Source organism: Albidovulum sediminis (genome assembly GCF_025380365.1).
Lineage (GTDB): Bacteria > Pseudomonadota > Alphaproteobacteria > Rhodobacterales > Rhodobacteraceae > Albidovulum > Albidovulum sediminis.
Genome location: NZ_JAOCQF010000001.1, coordinates 1,202,966 through 1,217,053, shown reverse-complemented (window position 1 = coordinate 1,217,053; position 14,088 = coordinate 1,202,966). Strand labels below are relative to the sequence as shown.

The following is a 14,088-nucleotide window of genomic DNA, read 5'->3' as shown; positions in this document are numbered from 1 at the left end:
ATGCTTTCCGAGAACGCGGTCTGGCTGTCGACACCGCATCACCAACTGGTGGAAATCGCCACCACGCTCGGCTGCCGACGCTTCGTGCTGGATATCGAGCATGGCTATTTCGACCTCGACGGCACCGACAAGCTGATCGCGCTGATCCGCGCGCTCGGGGCGAAAGTCTATGCCAAGGTGCTGGGGCCCGAGACCATCCCGATCCAGCAGGCCTTGGACATGGGCTGCCATGGCGTCATCATTCCCCATATCGGCGATGTCGAACATGCCCGCCGTGTCACCGCCGCCGCGAAATACCCGCCGAACGGGCTGCGCAGTTTCTCGGGCACGCGCCCGGCCCGGTATGATGCCGTGGGGCAGGACTACTACACGCGCGAAGACGCCGAAACGCTGTGCCTGCCGATGATCGAAAGCGCCGAGGCGCTGGCCGATGTCGAGGCGATCCTGGCGCTTCCGACGGTGGATGGCCTCTTCGTCGGCCCCTCCGACCTGTCGCTCTCGCGCGGACGCGGGGCCTATGCCAAGACCGAAGCCGATTTCGACGACCTGCGCCGCATCGCCGCGGCCGCGAAGGCCGCCGGCAAGCCCTGGATCATGCCGGCATGGTCGCAGGCGGAACGGGATCTGTCCCGCGCGCTCGGTTCGGCCTGGCAGGTGACGGTCGACGAATACGGCGCGCTCTGGACGGGCATCGAATCCGGGCTTCGGGCCTGAGGGGGGACCATGTCGATCGTCGTCTATCTGGGGGATGCCCAGGAAACGCAGGAGTGGGTAGAGCTTCTCTCCGGCCTGTTGCCCGAGTTCGAAATCCGCGACCTCGACGATCCGGGCGATCCGGCGGCGGTGGACTATGCCGTCGTCTGGGCCCCGCCCGCCGGCCGGATCAAGGCCTTCCCCAACCTGAAGGCCGTCGTCTCGATCGGCGCCGGGGTCGACCACGTCCTGCGCGACCCCGAGTTGCCCCGCCACCTGCCGATCCTGCGCACCACCGGCCCCGACATGGTGCAGCGCCTGCGCGAATACGTGGCGCTGCACGTCCTGACGCATCACCGCGACCTTTCGGTGACCGACGCCAACCAGCAACGCGCCCATTGGCAGCAGATCGTGACGCCCATCGCGCCCCGGCGGCGGGTCGGCATCATGGGGCTGGGCAACATCGCCCGCGCCTGTGCGCAGACACTGGCGATGCTGGGCTTCGACACTGCCGGATGGTCGCGCAGCGGCGGCGATGTCGAGGGGGTCACCGTATTCGCCGGCGCCGAGGGGCTGCCCGCCTTTCTCGACCGCTGCGACATCCTCGTCTGCCTTCTGCCGCTGACGCCGCAGACGCGCGACATCCTGAATGCCGATCTCTTCGCCCGCCTGCCGCGCGGGGCGCGGCTGATCAACGCGGCACGCGGCGGGCATCTGGTCGAGGCCGACTTCCTGGCGGCGCTGGACAGCGGGCAACTTGGCGGCGCGACGCTCGATGTCTTCCGCACCGAACCCCTGCCGGCGGATCACCCGTTCTGGCGGCATCCGAAGATCCGCGTCACACCCCACATCGCCTCGATGATCGACGCGGAAACCGGGGCCTCGGTCATCGCCGCCAACATTCGCGCCTTCGAGGCGACCGGCACCTGCGAGGCTGTGGCGGACGCCGAACGGGGCTACTGATGAAGCCGTTCCTTGACGGCCTCAGCCAGTGCCTTGGCCCGGCCGGCCTTGTCACCGACCCCGCCGAGATGGCGCCCCATCTGACGGACTGGCGCCGGATGTTCTCCGGCCCGGCGCTGGCCGTCCTGCGTCCGGGCAGCACCGATCAGGTCTCTGCCGCCGTTCGCCTTTGCGCGCAACATGGCGTCGCCATCGTGCCGCAGGGGGGTAACACCGGCCTTGCGGGCGGGGCAACGCCGATGGGCACAGGGCCGCAGGTCGTGCTGTCGCTCGCGCGCATGACGGCCATAGGCACGCCCGATCCCATCGGCATGGTGGTCGAGGTGCAGGCGGGCGCCATCCTGCAACGGGTGAAGGAGGTGGCGGCCGGCTGCGGTCGCCAGTTGCCGATCAGTCTGGCGGCCGAGGGCAGCGCGACCATCGGCGGCGTCATTTCAACCAATGCCGGGGGGCTCAACGTGCTTCGTTACGGCATGGCGCGGGATTTCGCGCTGGGGCTGGAGGTCGTGCTGCCCGACGGCACGGTGGCGAACGGGTTGAAACCGCTGCGCAAGGACAATGCGGGCTTCGACTGGAAGCACCTCTTCATCGGCTCCGAAGGCGCCTTCGGCATCGTCACGGCCGCCGTCCTGCGCCTGACCCCCGCGACCCGCCACCGCTCCGTCGCGCTCCTCTCAGTGCAGGACCTGCCGGCTGCGATCCGTCTACTCGGGCTGTTTCAGGACCGCATCGGCGAAACGCTTTCGGCCTTCGAACTGATCTCCGCCGAGGCGATGCGGCTGGTGGAAACCCGCTGCGGGCTTGCCTGTCCGGTAGCGGACGGCGCCTGGTTCCTCCTGGTTGAAGTGGCGTCGTCACTGGACGGGCTTGCCGGTGCAATGGAGGCCACTCTGGAAGCCGCCTTCGGGGCCGGGCTGGTGCAGGACGGCACGCTGGCCGCAAGCGAGCAGCAGGCCCAATCGCTCTGGGCTCTGCGTGAACATGTCACCGAAGCCGAATCCCGCTGCGGCAAGAGCCTCAAGCACGACGTGTCGCTGCCGCTCCGTCGGATGGAGGCCTTTCTGGACAGCGTCCGCGCAAGGCTTGCCGAACTGGCCCCGGCGGCGCGGCTGAACATCTTCGGGCATCTCGGCGACGGGAACCTGCATGTGAATGTCATCCTCGGTGAAACACCCCCTGCGGGTGCATCGGGTATTACCGCCATGGTTCACGACCTCATCGCAGAGGCAGGCGGCTCGATATCAGCCGAACATGGATTGGGGCAGTATCGGCTTGACGAATGGTGCCGCCTGACGCCGAGGACCGGGCGCGACCTTGCTATCGGCATCAAGCGCGCGATCGACCCGAACTGCCTAATGAATCCCGGCAAGGCGATTCCGGTGTTCTCGCCACCAAAGTGACGCCGTCGGGGCGCGTCGACTTGAGGCTCGTGGCCCGGACTGCCCCATCTCGCGGCCGGATGTCGGCCTGAAGACCGTGTCGCAGAACGGCCTTGCCGCGAGATCCGGTGTCGCGCCGTAACGAGCCTATTCCGGCAGTCCGGCCTTTCGCATCCCATCCTTCCAGTTTTCGATGGCCGTCTCCGACCAGGCGCCGCGCCGAAGGGAGGAGATCCTGAAGTCCGGATCCTGCTCCAGTATGCGCCGCTTGACTTCACGCGCTTCCGCATCGCGTCCGAGATGCGCATAGCAGGCGACAAGACGCGTCAACCACCGGATCTTGAGGCCGGTCCTGCGCTTGTAGGCCTCGATCGCGTCTTCGTAGCGTCGTGCTGAAAAGAAGGCGTCGCCCAACAACACCCAATACCATTCGGGGTGGAAGGGACTCAGCCGCATCGCCTCGCGGATCATGGCGATACCCTCGTCGGACTGACCCGCATCTGCCAGAATGGCGCCGTAGGTCGCTCTGGCATTGGCATCATTCGGATTGATCTGCAGCGCGCGTTCGATGTGTCGCCTCTCGTCGTCAAACTCACGGAGGAGTCCGTGGACGCTGGCCAACAGCCATCTGATCCTGCCGTCTTCCGGGTCGAGGGAAAGGGCGCGCTCCATCCGCGCCCTGCAGTCGAGCAGGATCGACCTCGGCGCCGCGTCGTAGTCGTTGCTCACAACCTCCGCGAAGACGAGGTAGGCTTGGGCCAGCGCCAGGTCGGGATCGAGCCGCAACGCTTCGCGAAACAGCTCCGTGGCCTTCTCGTTGTCATCCGGTGCGTAGCCGCGCAGATGCTTTATGCCGCGCAGCACGCATTCATAGGCCGCCGGTGACGGGTTCCGGCGGCTTTGCTCGGCAATGGTATCTTCCATCCGGTTCTGGATGGTCATGATGATTGCCGCCGCGATCTGCTGCGGAATGGCCATCGCCTCGCCGGTCTCGCATTCGAATCCGTCGCTCCAAATCTGCGCGCGGCTGGCGCCATCGACGAGGCGAACTGTAATCCGCAATCGTGACATGCTGGCCTGGATGCTTCCATGAACGAGCAGCATCACACCAAGGCGCCGGGCGATTTCGGCCGTGTCGCTGGTCACGGCTGCAACCGCGGCCGAGCTGTACTGATCGATGACGAAGACGGACCGAAACCGGCCCAGGCCGGTCGCGATCTCCTCCGCCAGCCCCTCGCACAGAAAGTTCAGCCGGTCGTTTCCCGTCAGGTTCCGGAAGGGGAGAATGGCGATGGACGGTCGGTCGTCGTGGACCTGGATCGCGATTGCCGTTGTCGCGGAAGCTGCCGGAGAGACGCCGCCGGGGTGAGTGGCGCCGCCTTGCCCGGTGAGGATGTCGCGATACAGGTCTTCGGTATCGCGGTCCGGCTCCACACCCAGTTCGTCGCGCAGCACGCTGCGGCACGTCGCGTAGAGCTTCAGGGCCGCCGCGCGATCGCCGCGCGCCTGGCTCATCCTCATCAGCGCCCGATAGACGGATTCGAGCGACGGGTCCTGGCTCAGGAGTTTCTGTCCCAGTCGTATGGCGCCGTCCCTGTCCGCCTCCGGCAGAACCGAGATGGACGCCGCCGTCACGAGCCGTTCCGCCAACCCGTCGAGCCGCGCGCGTTCCTGCACTGCCCAGCGGTCAAACTCCGGCGTCGAGGCGTCCATCCCGTCCAGAAACGGCCCACGATAAAGCTCGGCGATGTCGCGGCCCAAGAGCGTGGCCGCGCAGCCCTCCGCGAACTCGATCGCGTCCACGGCCACTTCGGAAAGGTCGAGTGCAACGGTCGTCTTGTCGCCGGCAAGAGGGTTCGTTCCTGCTGCACGGAAAATCTTGCGCAGCGCGGCAAGCGACTGGCGCAGGCTGTCGCGCGCCTGCGCCTCCGCGCGGTCCGCCCACAGAAGAGATGCGAGCCTTTCACGCGACTGCGCCCGCCCGCCCTGAAGCGCGAGGAAGGCGAGCAGCTGTCGATCCTTTCGCGTCGCCAGGGACAACGCAGCGCCCTCGGACGTGGCCAGAGAGAACCCTCCGAGAAGATCAAGCCGAAAGCGTCGCATCTTGCGTTCCTGAGGTGGTGCTCGGGGCGGTGCGATTTCACAGTCTTTTCACGTTCCGGCGCGCTCGTAACCAACTTTTTCAGGGAGCTTTCACGAAAGTCACCCGGCTCGATTCACGGCGATCCTTCAGGCTGAAACGGAAGCGATAGAGCTTTCCCGGCGGAGGTGCCCGATGAAGACGCTCATCAGAAGTCTCGCAAGACTGTTCTCCCTTTCCATGTCCGGCGCCCCCGAAGGCGCGTTTTTCGACGGGGGCGATGTCGATCCCTGTCGCGGCATCGACAGCAGGCTGGAGCAGGCACTTCTCGCCAGCCTCCACAGCGACAGCGCGCGCCAGTATCTCGATTATGTCTGCAGGGGCCGTTGATGTCCTGTCACGATCCCCTTGCTGCGCTGGACCGGATGGCGCTCACCCCCGAACTGGTTGCACTTTGCCACCGCGAGGTTCCTCGGCCCCCTGACGATCCCAACCAACCGGCCTTTCGCGACGACGATTACGACAGGGCCGCTCTGGATGTTCTTGCCAGCCTCGGTGGCGATCCGATCTGGGTCTTCGCCTACGGGTCTCTGCTCTGGAAGCCGGTGGCCGAACCGGTAGAGCAGCGCCAATGCACCGCAGAGGGGTGGCACCGATCCTTTTGCATCGAGATGCGAAGCTGGCGCGGAACGCCGGAACAGCCGGGGCTCATGATGGCTCTGCGCAGGGGTGGGCGCTGCTCCGGGATTGCGCAGCGGTTTGACGGTGAAGATCGTCAGCGCCTGATGACCGATCTCCTCAAGCGCGAGATCGGCGGGCCGGTGGGTCTGTCCGCGCTGCGACAGCTCACGTTGTCTTCAGATCGCGGCCCGATCCGCGCGCTCTGCTTCTATGCGGAGCCCGACGATGTCACCGGCACGCCCGAACGGTGCGAGCATGAAGTCGCCGAGATACTGTCCCGGGCCTGCGGATCGGCGGGCTCGGGGGCGGAATACCTGTTCAACACCGTGACAGCGCTTCTTTCGCACGACATCTGCGATCCGCACCTCTGGCGGCTGCAGGAACTGGTGGCGGCCGCCATCTCATCGCGGGTCGGCCGCAGTTTCGCCTGGACCAGCGCGCTGGATCGGGCGGCGCCGGCGGCAACTTTGCGTCCCGTCCGCTGATGTTCGGCGAGCGTGATCTGGCGCAGAAGGTGCGCTACAGCACCGGGCAACAGCCTGACCGCCTGACGGCAGTCGCCACCGGGCGACATTCGCAACTCGGTCTTTCGGACGATCTTTCCAAGGTCTTTCGGGCGCCACCGCGCGCGCGCGGTGGCGCCCGGAACGAGTCACCAGATGCCTGATCTCGCCAGCCATGCCCGCCTGCGGCTTGTTGCCGGAACTGTGGCCGCAGCACGAAAGAAAGCCCGCAACTGCAGGGGTCTTCTTTAATATCAATAGGATAGTCTGGTAGGCCCGGAGGGACTCGAACCCCCAACCAAGGCGTTATGAGCGCCCTGCTCTGACCATTGAGCTACAGGCCCGGCCGCGACCTGATTAGGCGGGGCGCGAGCGGGGGTCAAGTGCGCTGGATCGCGGCGGCGGACAGGGCGGACGGGGCGGACCCGTGGACAGCGGCGTGGCATTCGTCTATCGGGGGCGCGACAATCCCAGGGGAGGGCGCGATGGCCGCCGAGAAGAACGGGCTCACCTATGCCGATGCCGGCGTCGACATCGACGCGGGCAACCAACTGGTCGAACGGATCAAGCCGGCGGCGAAGCGCACCGGGCGGCCCGGCACGGTGTCGGGGCTGGGCGGGTTCGGCGCGCTCTTCGACCTCAAGGCGGCCGGCTACAGCGACCCGATCCTCGTCGCCGCGACCGACGGGGTGGGCACGAAACTGCGCATCGCCATCGACACCGGCAACGTCGACACGATCGGCATCGACCTTGTGGCGATGTGCGTGAACGACCTTGTCTGCCAGGGGGCGGAGCCGTTGTTCTTCCTCGACTACTTCGCGACCGGCAAGCTCGACGTCGATCAGGCGACGCGGATCATCGAGGGGATCGCGGTGGGCTGTGCCGCCTCGGGCTGCGCGCTGGTGGGCGGCGAGACGGCAGAGATGCCGGGCATGTATCACGGCGGCGACTTCGACCTTGCAGGCTTTGCCGTCGGTGCGATGGAACGTGGCCAGGACCTGCCCTCGGGGGTGGCGGAGGGCGACGTCCTTCTGGGCCTCTCCTCCAGCGGGGTGCATTCGAACGGCTACAGCTTTGTCCGGAAGGTGGTGGAGATTTCGGGCCTGTCCTGGGATGCGGCATCACCCTTCGGCGAGGGTACGCTGGGGCAGGCACTGCTGGCGCCGACGCGGCTTTACGTGAAACCCGCGCTTGCCGCGATCCGCGCCGGCGGCGTTCACGCGCTGGCCCATATCACCGGCGGCGGGTTGACCGAGAACCTGCCGCGCGTCCTGCCCGAGGGGCTGGGCGCCCGCATCGACCTCGGCGCCTGGGCGCTGCCGCCGGTCTTCCGCTGGCTGGCCGGGACCGCCGGCATGGCGGAGGCGGAACTGCTCAAGACCTTCAACTGCGGCATCGGCCTGATCGTCGTGGCCGCCGCCGACCGGGCCGGGGCGCTGACCGCCGCGCTGGAGGAAGCGGGCGAGACGGTGACCGTGATCGGCCGGGTCGAGCCGGGGCAGGGCGTCCGCTACGCCGGGCGCCTTCTGTGAAGCGCGTCGCCATCCTGATCTCCGGGGGTGGCTCCAACATGGTGGCGCTGGTCGAAAGCATGACCGGCGACCACCCGGCGCGGGCGGTTCTGGTCGCCTCGAACGATCCCGGCGCGGGCGGGCTGGCGAAGGCGCGCGCCATGGGCATCGCCACGGCGGCGGTGGATCACCGCCCCTTCGGCCGCGACCGCGCCGCCTTCGAGGCCGCACTCTTGGAGCCGATCCTTGCGGCGCGGCCCGACATCCTGTGCCTTGCGGGCTTCATGCGCGTGCTGACGCCCGGCTTGGTGCAGCGGTTCGCCGGGCGGATGCTGAACATCCACCCCTCGCTCCTGCCGAAGTATCCCGGCCTTCACACCCATCAGCGTGCGCTCGATGCCGGGGACGCCGAGGCGGGCTGCACCGTGCACGAGGTGACGGCGGACCTGGACGCAGGCCCGATCCTTGGTCAGGCGCGGGTGCCGGTGCTGCCGGGCGACAGCGCAGACACGCTGGCCGCGCGGGTTCTGGCGGCCGAACACCGGCTTTATCCGGCGGTCCTGCGCCGCTTCGCGGAAGGCGACCGGAACCCGGTCCTTCTGGACTGATGCGCCGTTTCGCGGCGGTGCGCAATCGGGCGGCATCCCCCGCATTGCGCCCCATCGGCCACAGTTCCGTGACACCGATGCAGTTTGGCTTTTCAACCCGCCCGCAAGTTTCTATCACTGGCGGACCTGCGGGATGAGCCCGCGCCAGACGGGACGCGAATGAAGACCATCACGACGACCGAGGACCTTGCCCGCTTCTGCGAGGTCGCCAAGGCCCAACCCTACGTCACCGTCGACACCGAGTTTCTGCGGGAACGGACCTACTATTCCAAGCTGTGCCTGATCCAGCTTGCACTTCCCGGCAAGACGGGCGAGGCGGTCCTGGTCGATCCGCTGGCCGGGTCGCTGTCGCTGGAGCCGCTTTACGACCTCTTCCGGCACGAGGCGACCGTCAAGGTCTTTCATGCCGCGCGCCAGGATCTCGAGATCTTCTTCGTCGAGGGCAAGGTGTTTCCCAGGCCGCTCTTCGACACGCAGGTGGCCGCGATGGTCTGCGGCTTCGGCGAACAGGTGGGCTACGAGACGCTGGTGCGCAAGATCGCGCGCGAAAACCTCGACAAGACATCGCGCTTCACCGACTGGTCGCACCGGCCGCTGAGCGAGGCGCAGAAGACCTACGCGCTGGCCGACGTCACCCATCTGCGGGTGATCTACGAATTTCTCGACAGGGAACTGACGCGGACCGGGCGGCACAAGTGGGTGGAAGAGGAACTTGCCATCCTCACCGATCCCGAAACCTACATCACCCGGCCCGAGGATGCCTGGACGCGAGTGAAGACGCGCACCCATTCGGGCCGCTTCCTGGCCGTGGTGCGCGAGCTTGCCCGCTTCCGCGAGGACTACGCCCAGACCCGCAACGTGCCGCGCGCGCGCGTCTTCAAGGACGACGCGCTGCTGGAACTGGCCTCGACCCGCCCCGCCAACGTGGAGGAACTGGGCCGCTCGCGGCTCCTGCTGCGCGAAGGCCGCCGGGCCGACGTCGCCGAAGGGATCCTTTCCGCGGTCAAGGCGGGCATGGAGGCGCGGCCGGAGGATTTCCCGAAGGCGGACAACGGGCGCGAGCAGCTTCAGGTCGACTCGGCGCTTGCCGATCTTCTGCGCGTGCTTCTCAAGGCGAAGTCGGAAGAGGCGGGCGTGGCGCAGAAGCTGATCGCCACCTCCTCCGACCTCGACGTGATCGCCGCCGGCGGCCGCGAGGTGCCGGCGATGAAGGGCTGGCGGCGCGAGGTCTTCGGCGAAGACGCGCTGCGCCTCTGCCGCGGCGAAATCGCGCTGTCGGCCAAGGGCGGCGCGGTCCGGGTCGTGCAGGTGTGAGGACGGGGGCCGCCCGCGGCCTCTGTCTGACGCCTCAGCGCGTCGAACTGCGGCTGTTGCTGGCGCCCACGACGACGATGCGGCGCACGCCGGCCAGCGCGATGTTCGAGAGTGAGGTTGCGGCGGTCACCTCGCGCGATTGCGGGGTCGAGGCGGGTTTTGCCCCGACGGGATGGGCCACCACGAAGCGGTAGGTCAGCACGCCGTCGACCGGCTTTCCGTCGTTCTCGGCCACCAGTTCGGCCTCCCACCAGCCCTGGGTGGGCGGCAGGCCGTTGGCGCGCACGATCGCACCTTCCGGGGTTTGCGCCACCTCCAGCGTGACCACTTCGGCGACGAGGACGCGGGGGTCGTTGGGGCGGCCGCTCGCGGTTTCGACCACCTGCGCCGGGCCTTCCTCCGATCCGCCGAACCAGTTGAAGGGGTTGAGCTTGCTGTCGCGCACCCGCGCGCAGCCTGCCAGGGACAGCGCGACCGCGAGGGTCATGATGAGGACGGCGGGCTTTCGCATCGGGGGCTCCCTCGTTCGTTGTCCTTGGGTAGCCGATCTGAAGGGGCGTGAAAAGGGGCCGGACGGCTGGACCTTCGGCGGCGGAGCGACTACCTGATGGGCCAGCGAGGAGAGACGACCATGGCCAGCGCCGCCTTCGAGGAGATTGCCGATACCTTCGAATTCCTGGACGACTGGGAGGATCGCTATCGCCATGTGATCGAGCTTGGCCGTGCGATGCCCGCGCTGGACGAGGCCTTCCGCGTGCCCGCCACCAAGGTCGAAGGCTGCGCGAGCCAGGTCTGGCTCCTGCCGCGCATCGAGGGGCAGGGGCCGTCGGCGCGGTTCGATTTCCAGGGCGACAGCGACGCGATGATCGTGCGCGGGCTGATCGCGATCCTGCACGCGCTCTATTCCGGCCTCACCCTGCGCGAGGTGCTGGCGGTCGAGGCCCCCGCCGAACTCGGCCGGCTGGGTCTGAACGAGCATCTGTCCTCCCAGCGCTCGAACGGGTTGCGGGCGATGGTCGAGCGTATCCGCAAGCTGGCCGCCGAGTCGGCGGGCTGAGGTCCGCCATGCGCAGCCGCGCCGAGCGCATCCGCCACGCCGTCGCGTTCGAGGTGATCGGGCTGTTGCTGGTCACCCCGCTCGGGGCCCTTGTCATGGGCCTGCCGGTCCATTCCATCGGCCTCGTCGCGCTTGTCAGCTCGCTGATCGCGACGGGCTGGAACTATGCCTACAACCTCGTCTTCGACCACGCGCTCCTGCGTCTGGCGGGCCGGGTCGCCAAGACCCAGGCGGACCGGATGCTGCACGCGGTCCTGTTCGAGGCGGGTCTGGTGCTGGTCCTTGTCCCCTACATCGCCTGGCAGCTTGGCATACCGCTCTGGCAGGCCCTGGCGATGGACCTCGGCTTTGTCGGATTCTACCTGGTCTACGCCTATGCCTTCAACTGGGCCTGGGACGTGCTATTCCCGCTGCCCGACCGCTGAGCCGGATCAAAGGCGGGCCAGCGTCGTGGCCAGGTCGCCATAGCCGGTCAGCCGCCGCTCATAGGCGAGCCCCAGCCGCGCGGCGCAGTCCCGCGCCCTGGTATCGAGCGCCGGGTCGTCGGTCTGCGCCTGGTAGACAAGCTTTTCGTAGTTGCCGAAGTACATGTCCCGAAGCTCCGGGTGCCGGTCGAGGCCCATGGGCTTCCAGACGAAGGCGTCGAACTGCCGGACGAGGAAATCGGTCAGGTAGAAGGCGGTGAACTCCTCGCGCCCGGCGAAGGTGTCGTTGCCCTCGAAGAAGGAATAGCAGTGCGGGCCGGCGACCATCTCGACGCCCAGTTCGCGGCAGCGCTGTTCCAAGAGCCCGCCGGTGCCGCAATCGGCATAGACGACGAAGATACCGTCGTAGTCGGCGCGATGCTTCGCCACCGCCTCGGTCACCGCCTCGGTGATGCGGTCGGGATAAAGGTGCAGCTTCGCAGGCAGGCAGGTCAGGTCCAGATGGGTCCAGCCGTTCGCGGCCCTGAGGTCGAGGATCTCGCGCGCCAGCGCCCCGCAGGCGATCAGGAGGATGCGCCCGCGCCCCTCCGCCGCCAGCCCTGCCTCTGTCAGCTCGCCATCCGCCGGGATCATCGCGCCACCCGGCGGAGAAGGAGAGCGATCGCCAGCACCGCCGCCAGCGCCCATGCGGGCAGGCCCGCACCATCCCCCCCGAAGACCGCAGCCGCCACCCCAACGGTCAGCGCCGCGGCGAGCAGGACAGACAGGATCAGGGTCAGGTAGCGCCAGTGCATCGGAACCTCCTTCTCCCATGTAGGGCGCGGGGCAGGGCGGCGAAACCCCCGCAAATCGAAAGGCCCCGCAAGCGTTCGCCGCGGGGCCCCGGAAGACGTGGCAGAGCGCCCTGTCAGGCCAGCGAGTTGTGCTTGCGCGCCATGAAGTCCTTCGCCGTCTGCACCGCCACCGCGGCGTCGCGGCAATAGGCGTCGGCACCGATGGCACGGCCGAATTCCTCGTTCAGGGGCGCGCCGCCGACCAGCACGATGAAATCGTCGCGCATGCCCTTTTCCTTCATCGTGTCGATGACGACCTTCATGTAGGGCATCGTCGTCGTCAAGAGCGCCGACATGCCGAGGATGTCGGCCTCTTCGCGCTCCAGCGCCTCGATGTATTTCTCGACCGGGTTGTTGATGCCCAGGTCCACGACCTCGAAGCCCGCGCCCTCCATCATCATGCCGACAAGGTTCTTGCCGATGTCGTGGATGTCGCCCTTGACGGTGCCGATCACCATCTTGCCGACCTTGGGCGCGCCGGTCTCGGCCAGAAGCGGCTTGAGGATCGCCATGCCGGCCTTCATCGCGTTGGCGGCCAGAAGCACTTCCGGGACAAAGAGGATGCCGTCGCGGAAGTCGGCGCCCACGATGGTCATGCCCGCGACCAGCGCCTTGGTCAGAACGTCGTAGGGGGCCCAGCCGCGGTCCAGAAGGATGCGCACGCCCTCCTCGATCTCTTCCTTGAGACCGTCGTAGAGGTCGTCATGCATCTGCAGCACAAGCTCTTCGTCGTCGAGCTCGGAAAGGATGATGTCGTCGTCGGCCATGTGTGTCTCCTTGGCACCCTTGGCCCGTTAATGCGTCCAAACCCCCGCGGCAACTTGGCGGTTTGCGACATCGGCAGGACGTGGACCGACCTGCACAGGTTTCGTGAGCACGCGATCCGTCGGGTCCTTGCGTATTTGTTCGCTTTATGTTCTCATTTTCCCATGCCGCTTCCGCCCCCCGATCCCTTCCTGCGCCTGAAGGCGCGCGGTGCCGCCACCAACGCCGCCGGCCGGTTCGAGCCCTATGAACGCCAGGCCGAAAACGACGGCTGGGACCTGCCCGAGGAGGAACGGCTGCTCAGGACGCAAGTCAGCCTGGAACACCCGCGTTCCGTCATCAACCGCGTCGGCTCTCCCGACCTGCCGTTCGACCGCACGCTCAACCCCTACCGGGGCTGCGAACACGGCTGCGCCTACTGCTTCGCGCGGCCGACCCACGCCTTCCTCGGCCTTTCGGCGGGGCTCGATTTCGAAACCCGGCTGGTCGCGCGCCCGGACGCGGCGCGGATGCTCGAACGCGAATTGGCACGACGCGCCTACCGCCCCGCGACCCTCGCCATCGGCACCAACACCGACCCCTACCAGCCGGTCGAGGCGCGCTACCGGATCATGCGCGCGGTGCTGCAGACCCTCTCGGACTGGAACCACCCGGTTGCCATCGTCACCAAGGGCACGCTGATCGAACGCGACATCGACATCCTCGCGCCGATGGCCGCGCGGGGGCTGGCGCAGACGGGCGTGTCGATCACCACGCTTGACGCCGGCCTCTCGCGCCGGCTCGAACCGCGCGCGCCCCCACCCGCGCGCCGCCTCGCAACGATCGAACGGCTGGCGCGCGCTGGCATCCCGGTGCGCGTCATGGTCGCCCCGGTCATCCCGGCCATCACCGAGCCGGAGATGGAGCGTATCCTCGCTGCCGCGCGTGACCACGGGGCGACCGCGGCCGCGTGGATCCTCCTGCGCCTGCCGCTCGAGGTCGCGCCGCTCTTCCGCGACTGGCTCTCCCGCCACGAACCGGGACGCGCGGCCCATGTCATGAACCGCCTGCGCGAGATGCGCGGCGGGGCCGACTACGACGCCGACTGGGGCCGGCGGATGCGGGGCGAGGGGCCCCATGCCGACCTGATCGCGCGCCGCTTCGCGCTCGCCTGCCGCAGGCTCGGCCTCCACGCGCCGGTCCCGCCGCTCAGGACCGACCTCTTCGCCCCGCCACCCCGGGCAGGCGACCAGCTGACGCTCTTCTGATCTTCTTCTTTTCCCAAATATCCCGGGGG

At 67.8% G+C, this 14,088-nt stretch carries 16 protein-coding genes and 1 tRNA gene; 11 read left to right on the top strand and 6 right to left on the bottom strand.

The window, feature by feature from the left end; genetic code table 11:
* From N5I32_RS06070 to N5I32_RS06060, 3 genes are read left to right on the top strand one after another with little or no spacing between them, the layout of a single operon-like run.
* The gene (locus N5I32_RS06070; protein WP_261495942.1) at positions 1 to 714 is read left to right on the top strand and encodes an HpcH/HpaI aldolase family protein; all 714 of its coding nucleotides are present in this window, start codon (positions 1 to 3) and stop codon (positions 712 to 714) included.
* 9 nt (positions 715 to 723) lie between these two features.
* A complete protein-coding gene (locus tag N5I32_RS06065) occupies positions 724 to 1,656 on the top strand; it encodes a 2-hydroxyacid dehydrogenase (RefSeq protein ID WP_261494496.1) in 933 nt (310 codons plus the stop codon).
* A complete protein-coding gene (locus N5I32_RS06060; protein ID WP_261494495.1) occupies positions 1,656 to 3,056 on the top strand; it encodes an FAD-binding oxidoreductase in 1,401 nt (466 codons plus the stop codon). Before N5I32_RS06065 ends, N5I32_RS06060 begins: the two co-directional genes overlap by 1 nt.
* Positions 3,057 to 3,182: 126 nt before the next feature.
* Here N5I32_RS06060 and N5I32_RS06055 read toward each other — a convergent pair whose 3' ends face one another.
* Entirely contained in the window at positions 3,183 to 5,138 is a 1,956-nt protein-coding gene (locus N5I32_RS06055; protein WP_261494494.1) for an AfsR/SARP family transcriptional regulator, read from the bottom strand.
* A 172-nt stretch (positions 5,139 to 5,310) separates the two neighbouring features.
* Here N5I32_RS06055 and N5I32_RS06050 point away from each other — a divergent pair, with 172 nt between their 5' ends.
* Together N5I32_RS06050 and N5I32_RS06045 are read left to right on the top strand one after the other, a co-directional pair.
* The gene (locus N5I32_RS06050) at positions 5,311 to 5,505 is read left to right on the top strand and encodes a hypothetical protein (protein WP_261494493.1); all 195 of its coding nucleotides are present in this window, start codon (positions 5,311 to 5,313) and stop codon (positions 5,503 to 5,505) included.
* A complete protein-coding gene (locus N5I32_RS06045) occupies positions 5,505 to 6,281 on the top strand; it encodes a gamma-glutamylcyclotransferase (RefSeq protein WP_261494492.1) in 777 nt (258 codons plus the stop codon). Before N5I32_RS06050 ends, N5I32_RS06045 begins: the two co-directional genes overlap by 1 nt.
* Positions 6,282 to 6,567: 286 nt before the next feature.
* Here the strand turns inward: N5I32_RS06045 and N5I32_RS06040 are convergent.
* A tRNA-Ile gene (locus tag N5I32_RS06040) sits at positions 6,568 to 6,643 on the bottom strand.
* A gap of 141 nt (positions 6,644 to 6,784) precedes the next feature.
* Between N5I32_RS06040 and purM the strand changes: the two genes are divergently transcribed.
* The 3 genes from purM (at position 6,785) to rnd (ending at position 9,732) form a co-directional block, all read left to right on the top strand.
* Complete coding sequence (gene purM, locus N5I32_RS06035) at positions 6,785 to 7,831, top strand: phosphoribosylformylglycinamidine cyclo-ligase (protein WP_261494491.1); 1,047 nt, start codon at positions 6,785 to 6,787, stop codon at positions 7,829 to 7,831.
* Positions 7,828 to 8,418 (top strand): phosphoribosylglycinamide formyltransferase, encoded by a 591-nt coding sequence (gene purN, locus N5I32_RS06030; protein ID WP_261494489.1) that lies wholly within the window; start codon positions 7,828 to 7,830, stop codon positions 8,416 to 8,418. Before purM ends, purN begins: the two co-directional genes overlap by 4 nt.
* A 159-nt stretch (positions 8,419 to 8,577) precedes the next feature.
* Complete coding sequence (gene rnd, locus N5I32_RS06025) at positions 8,578 to 9,732, top strand: ribonuclease D (protein WP_261494488.1); 1,155 nt, start codon at positions 8,578 to 8,580, stop codon at positions 9,730 to 9,732.
* 34 nt (positions 9,733 to 9,766) lie between these two features.
* Here rnd and N5I32_RS06020 read toward each other — a convergent pair whose 3' ends face one another.
* Positions 9,767 to 10,243: a hypothetical protein gene (locus tag N5I32_RS06020; protein WP_261494487.1), complete on the bottom strand. Its 477-nt coding sequence runs from the start codon at positions 10,241 to 10,243 to the stop codon at positions 9,767 to 9,769.
* Positions 10,244 to 10,363: 120 nt separating this feature from the next.
* Between N5I32_RS06020 and N5I32_RS06015 the strand changes: the two genes are divergently transcribed.
* A complete protein-coding gene (locus N5I32_RS06015; protein WP_261494486.1) occupies positions 10,364 to 10,789 on the top strand; it encodes a SufE family protein in 426 nt (141 codons plus the stop codon).
* 8 nt (positions 10,790 to 10,797) lie between these two features.
* Entirely contained in the window at positions 10,798 to 11,214 is a 417-nt protein-coding gene (locus N5I32_RS06010; protein WP_261494485.1) for a PACE efflux transporter, read from the top strand.
* 6 nt (positions 11,215 to 11,220) lie between these two features.
* Here the strand turns inward: N5I32_RS06010 and N5I32_RS06005 are convergent, their stop codons facing one another.
* The 3 genes from N5I32_RS06005 to N5I32_RS05995 form a co-directional block, all read right to left on the bottom strand.
* Positions 11,221 to 11,847: a DUF1638 domain-containing protein gene (locus N5I32_RS06005; protein ID WP_261494484.1), complete on the bottom strand. Its 627-nt coding sequence runs from the start codon at positions 11,845 to 11,847 to the stop codon at positions 11,221 to 11,223.
* Positions 11,844 to 12,008, bottom strand: coding sequence for a hypothetical protein (locus N5I32_RS06000; protein WP_261494483.1), 165 nt, complete (start codon positions 12,006 to 12,008; stop codon positions 11,844 to 11,846). Before N5I32_RS06000 ends, N5I32_RS06005 begins: the two co-directional genes overlap by 4 nt.
* A 113-nt stretch (positions 12,009 to 12,121) precedes the next feature.
* Positions 12,122 to 12,814, bottom strand: a complete 693-nt coding sequence (locus tag N5I32_RS05995) for a corrinoid protein (protein WP_261494482.1) — start codon at positions 12,812 to 12,814, stop codon at positions 12,122 to 12,124.
* Between the two features lie 162 nt (positions 12,815 to 12,976).
* Here N5I32_RS05995 and N5I32_RS05990 point away from each other — a divergent pair, with 162 nt between their 5' ends.
* Positions 12,977 to 14,059, top strand: coding sequence for a PA0069 family radical SAM protein (locus N5I32_RS05990; RefSeq protein WP_261494481.1), 1,083 nt, complete (start codon positions 12,977 to 12,979; stop codon positions 14,057 to 14,059).
* Positions 14,060 to 14,088: the final 29 nt, after the last annotated feature.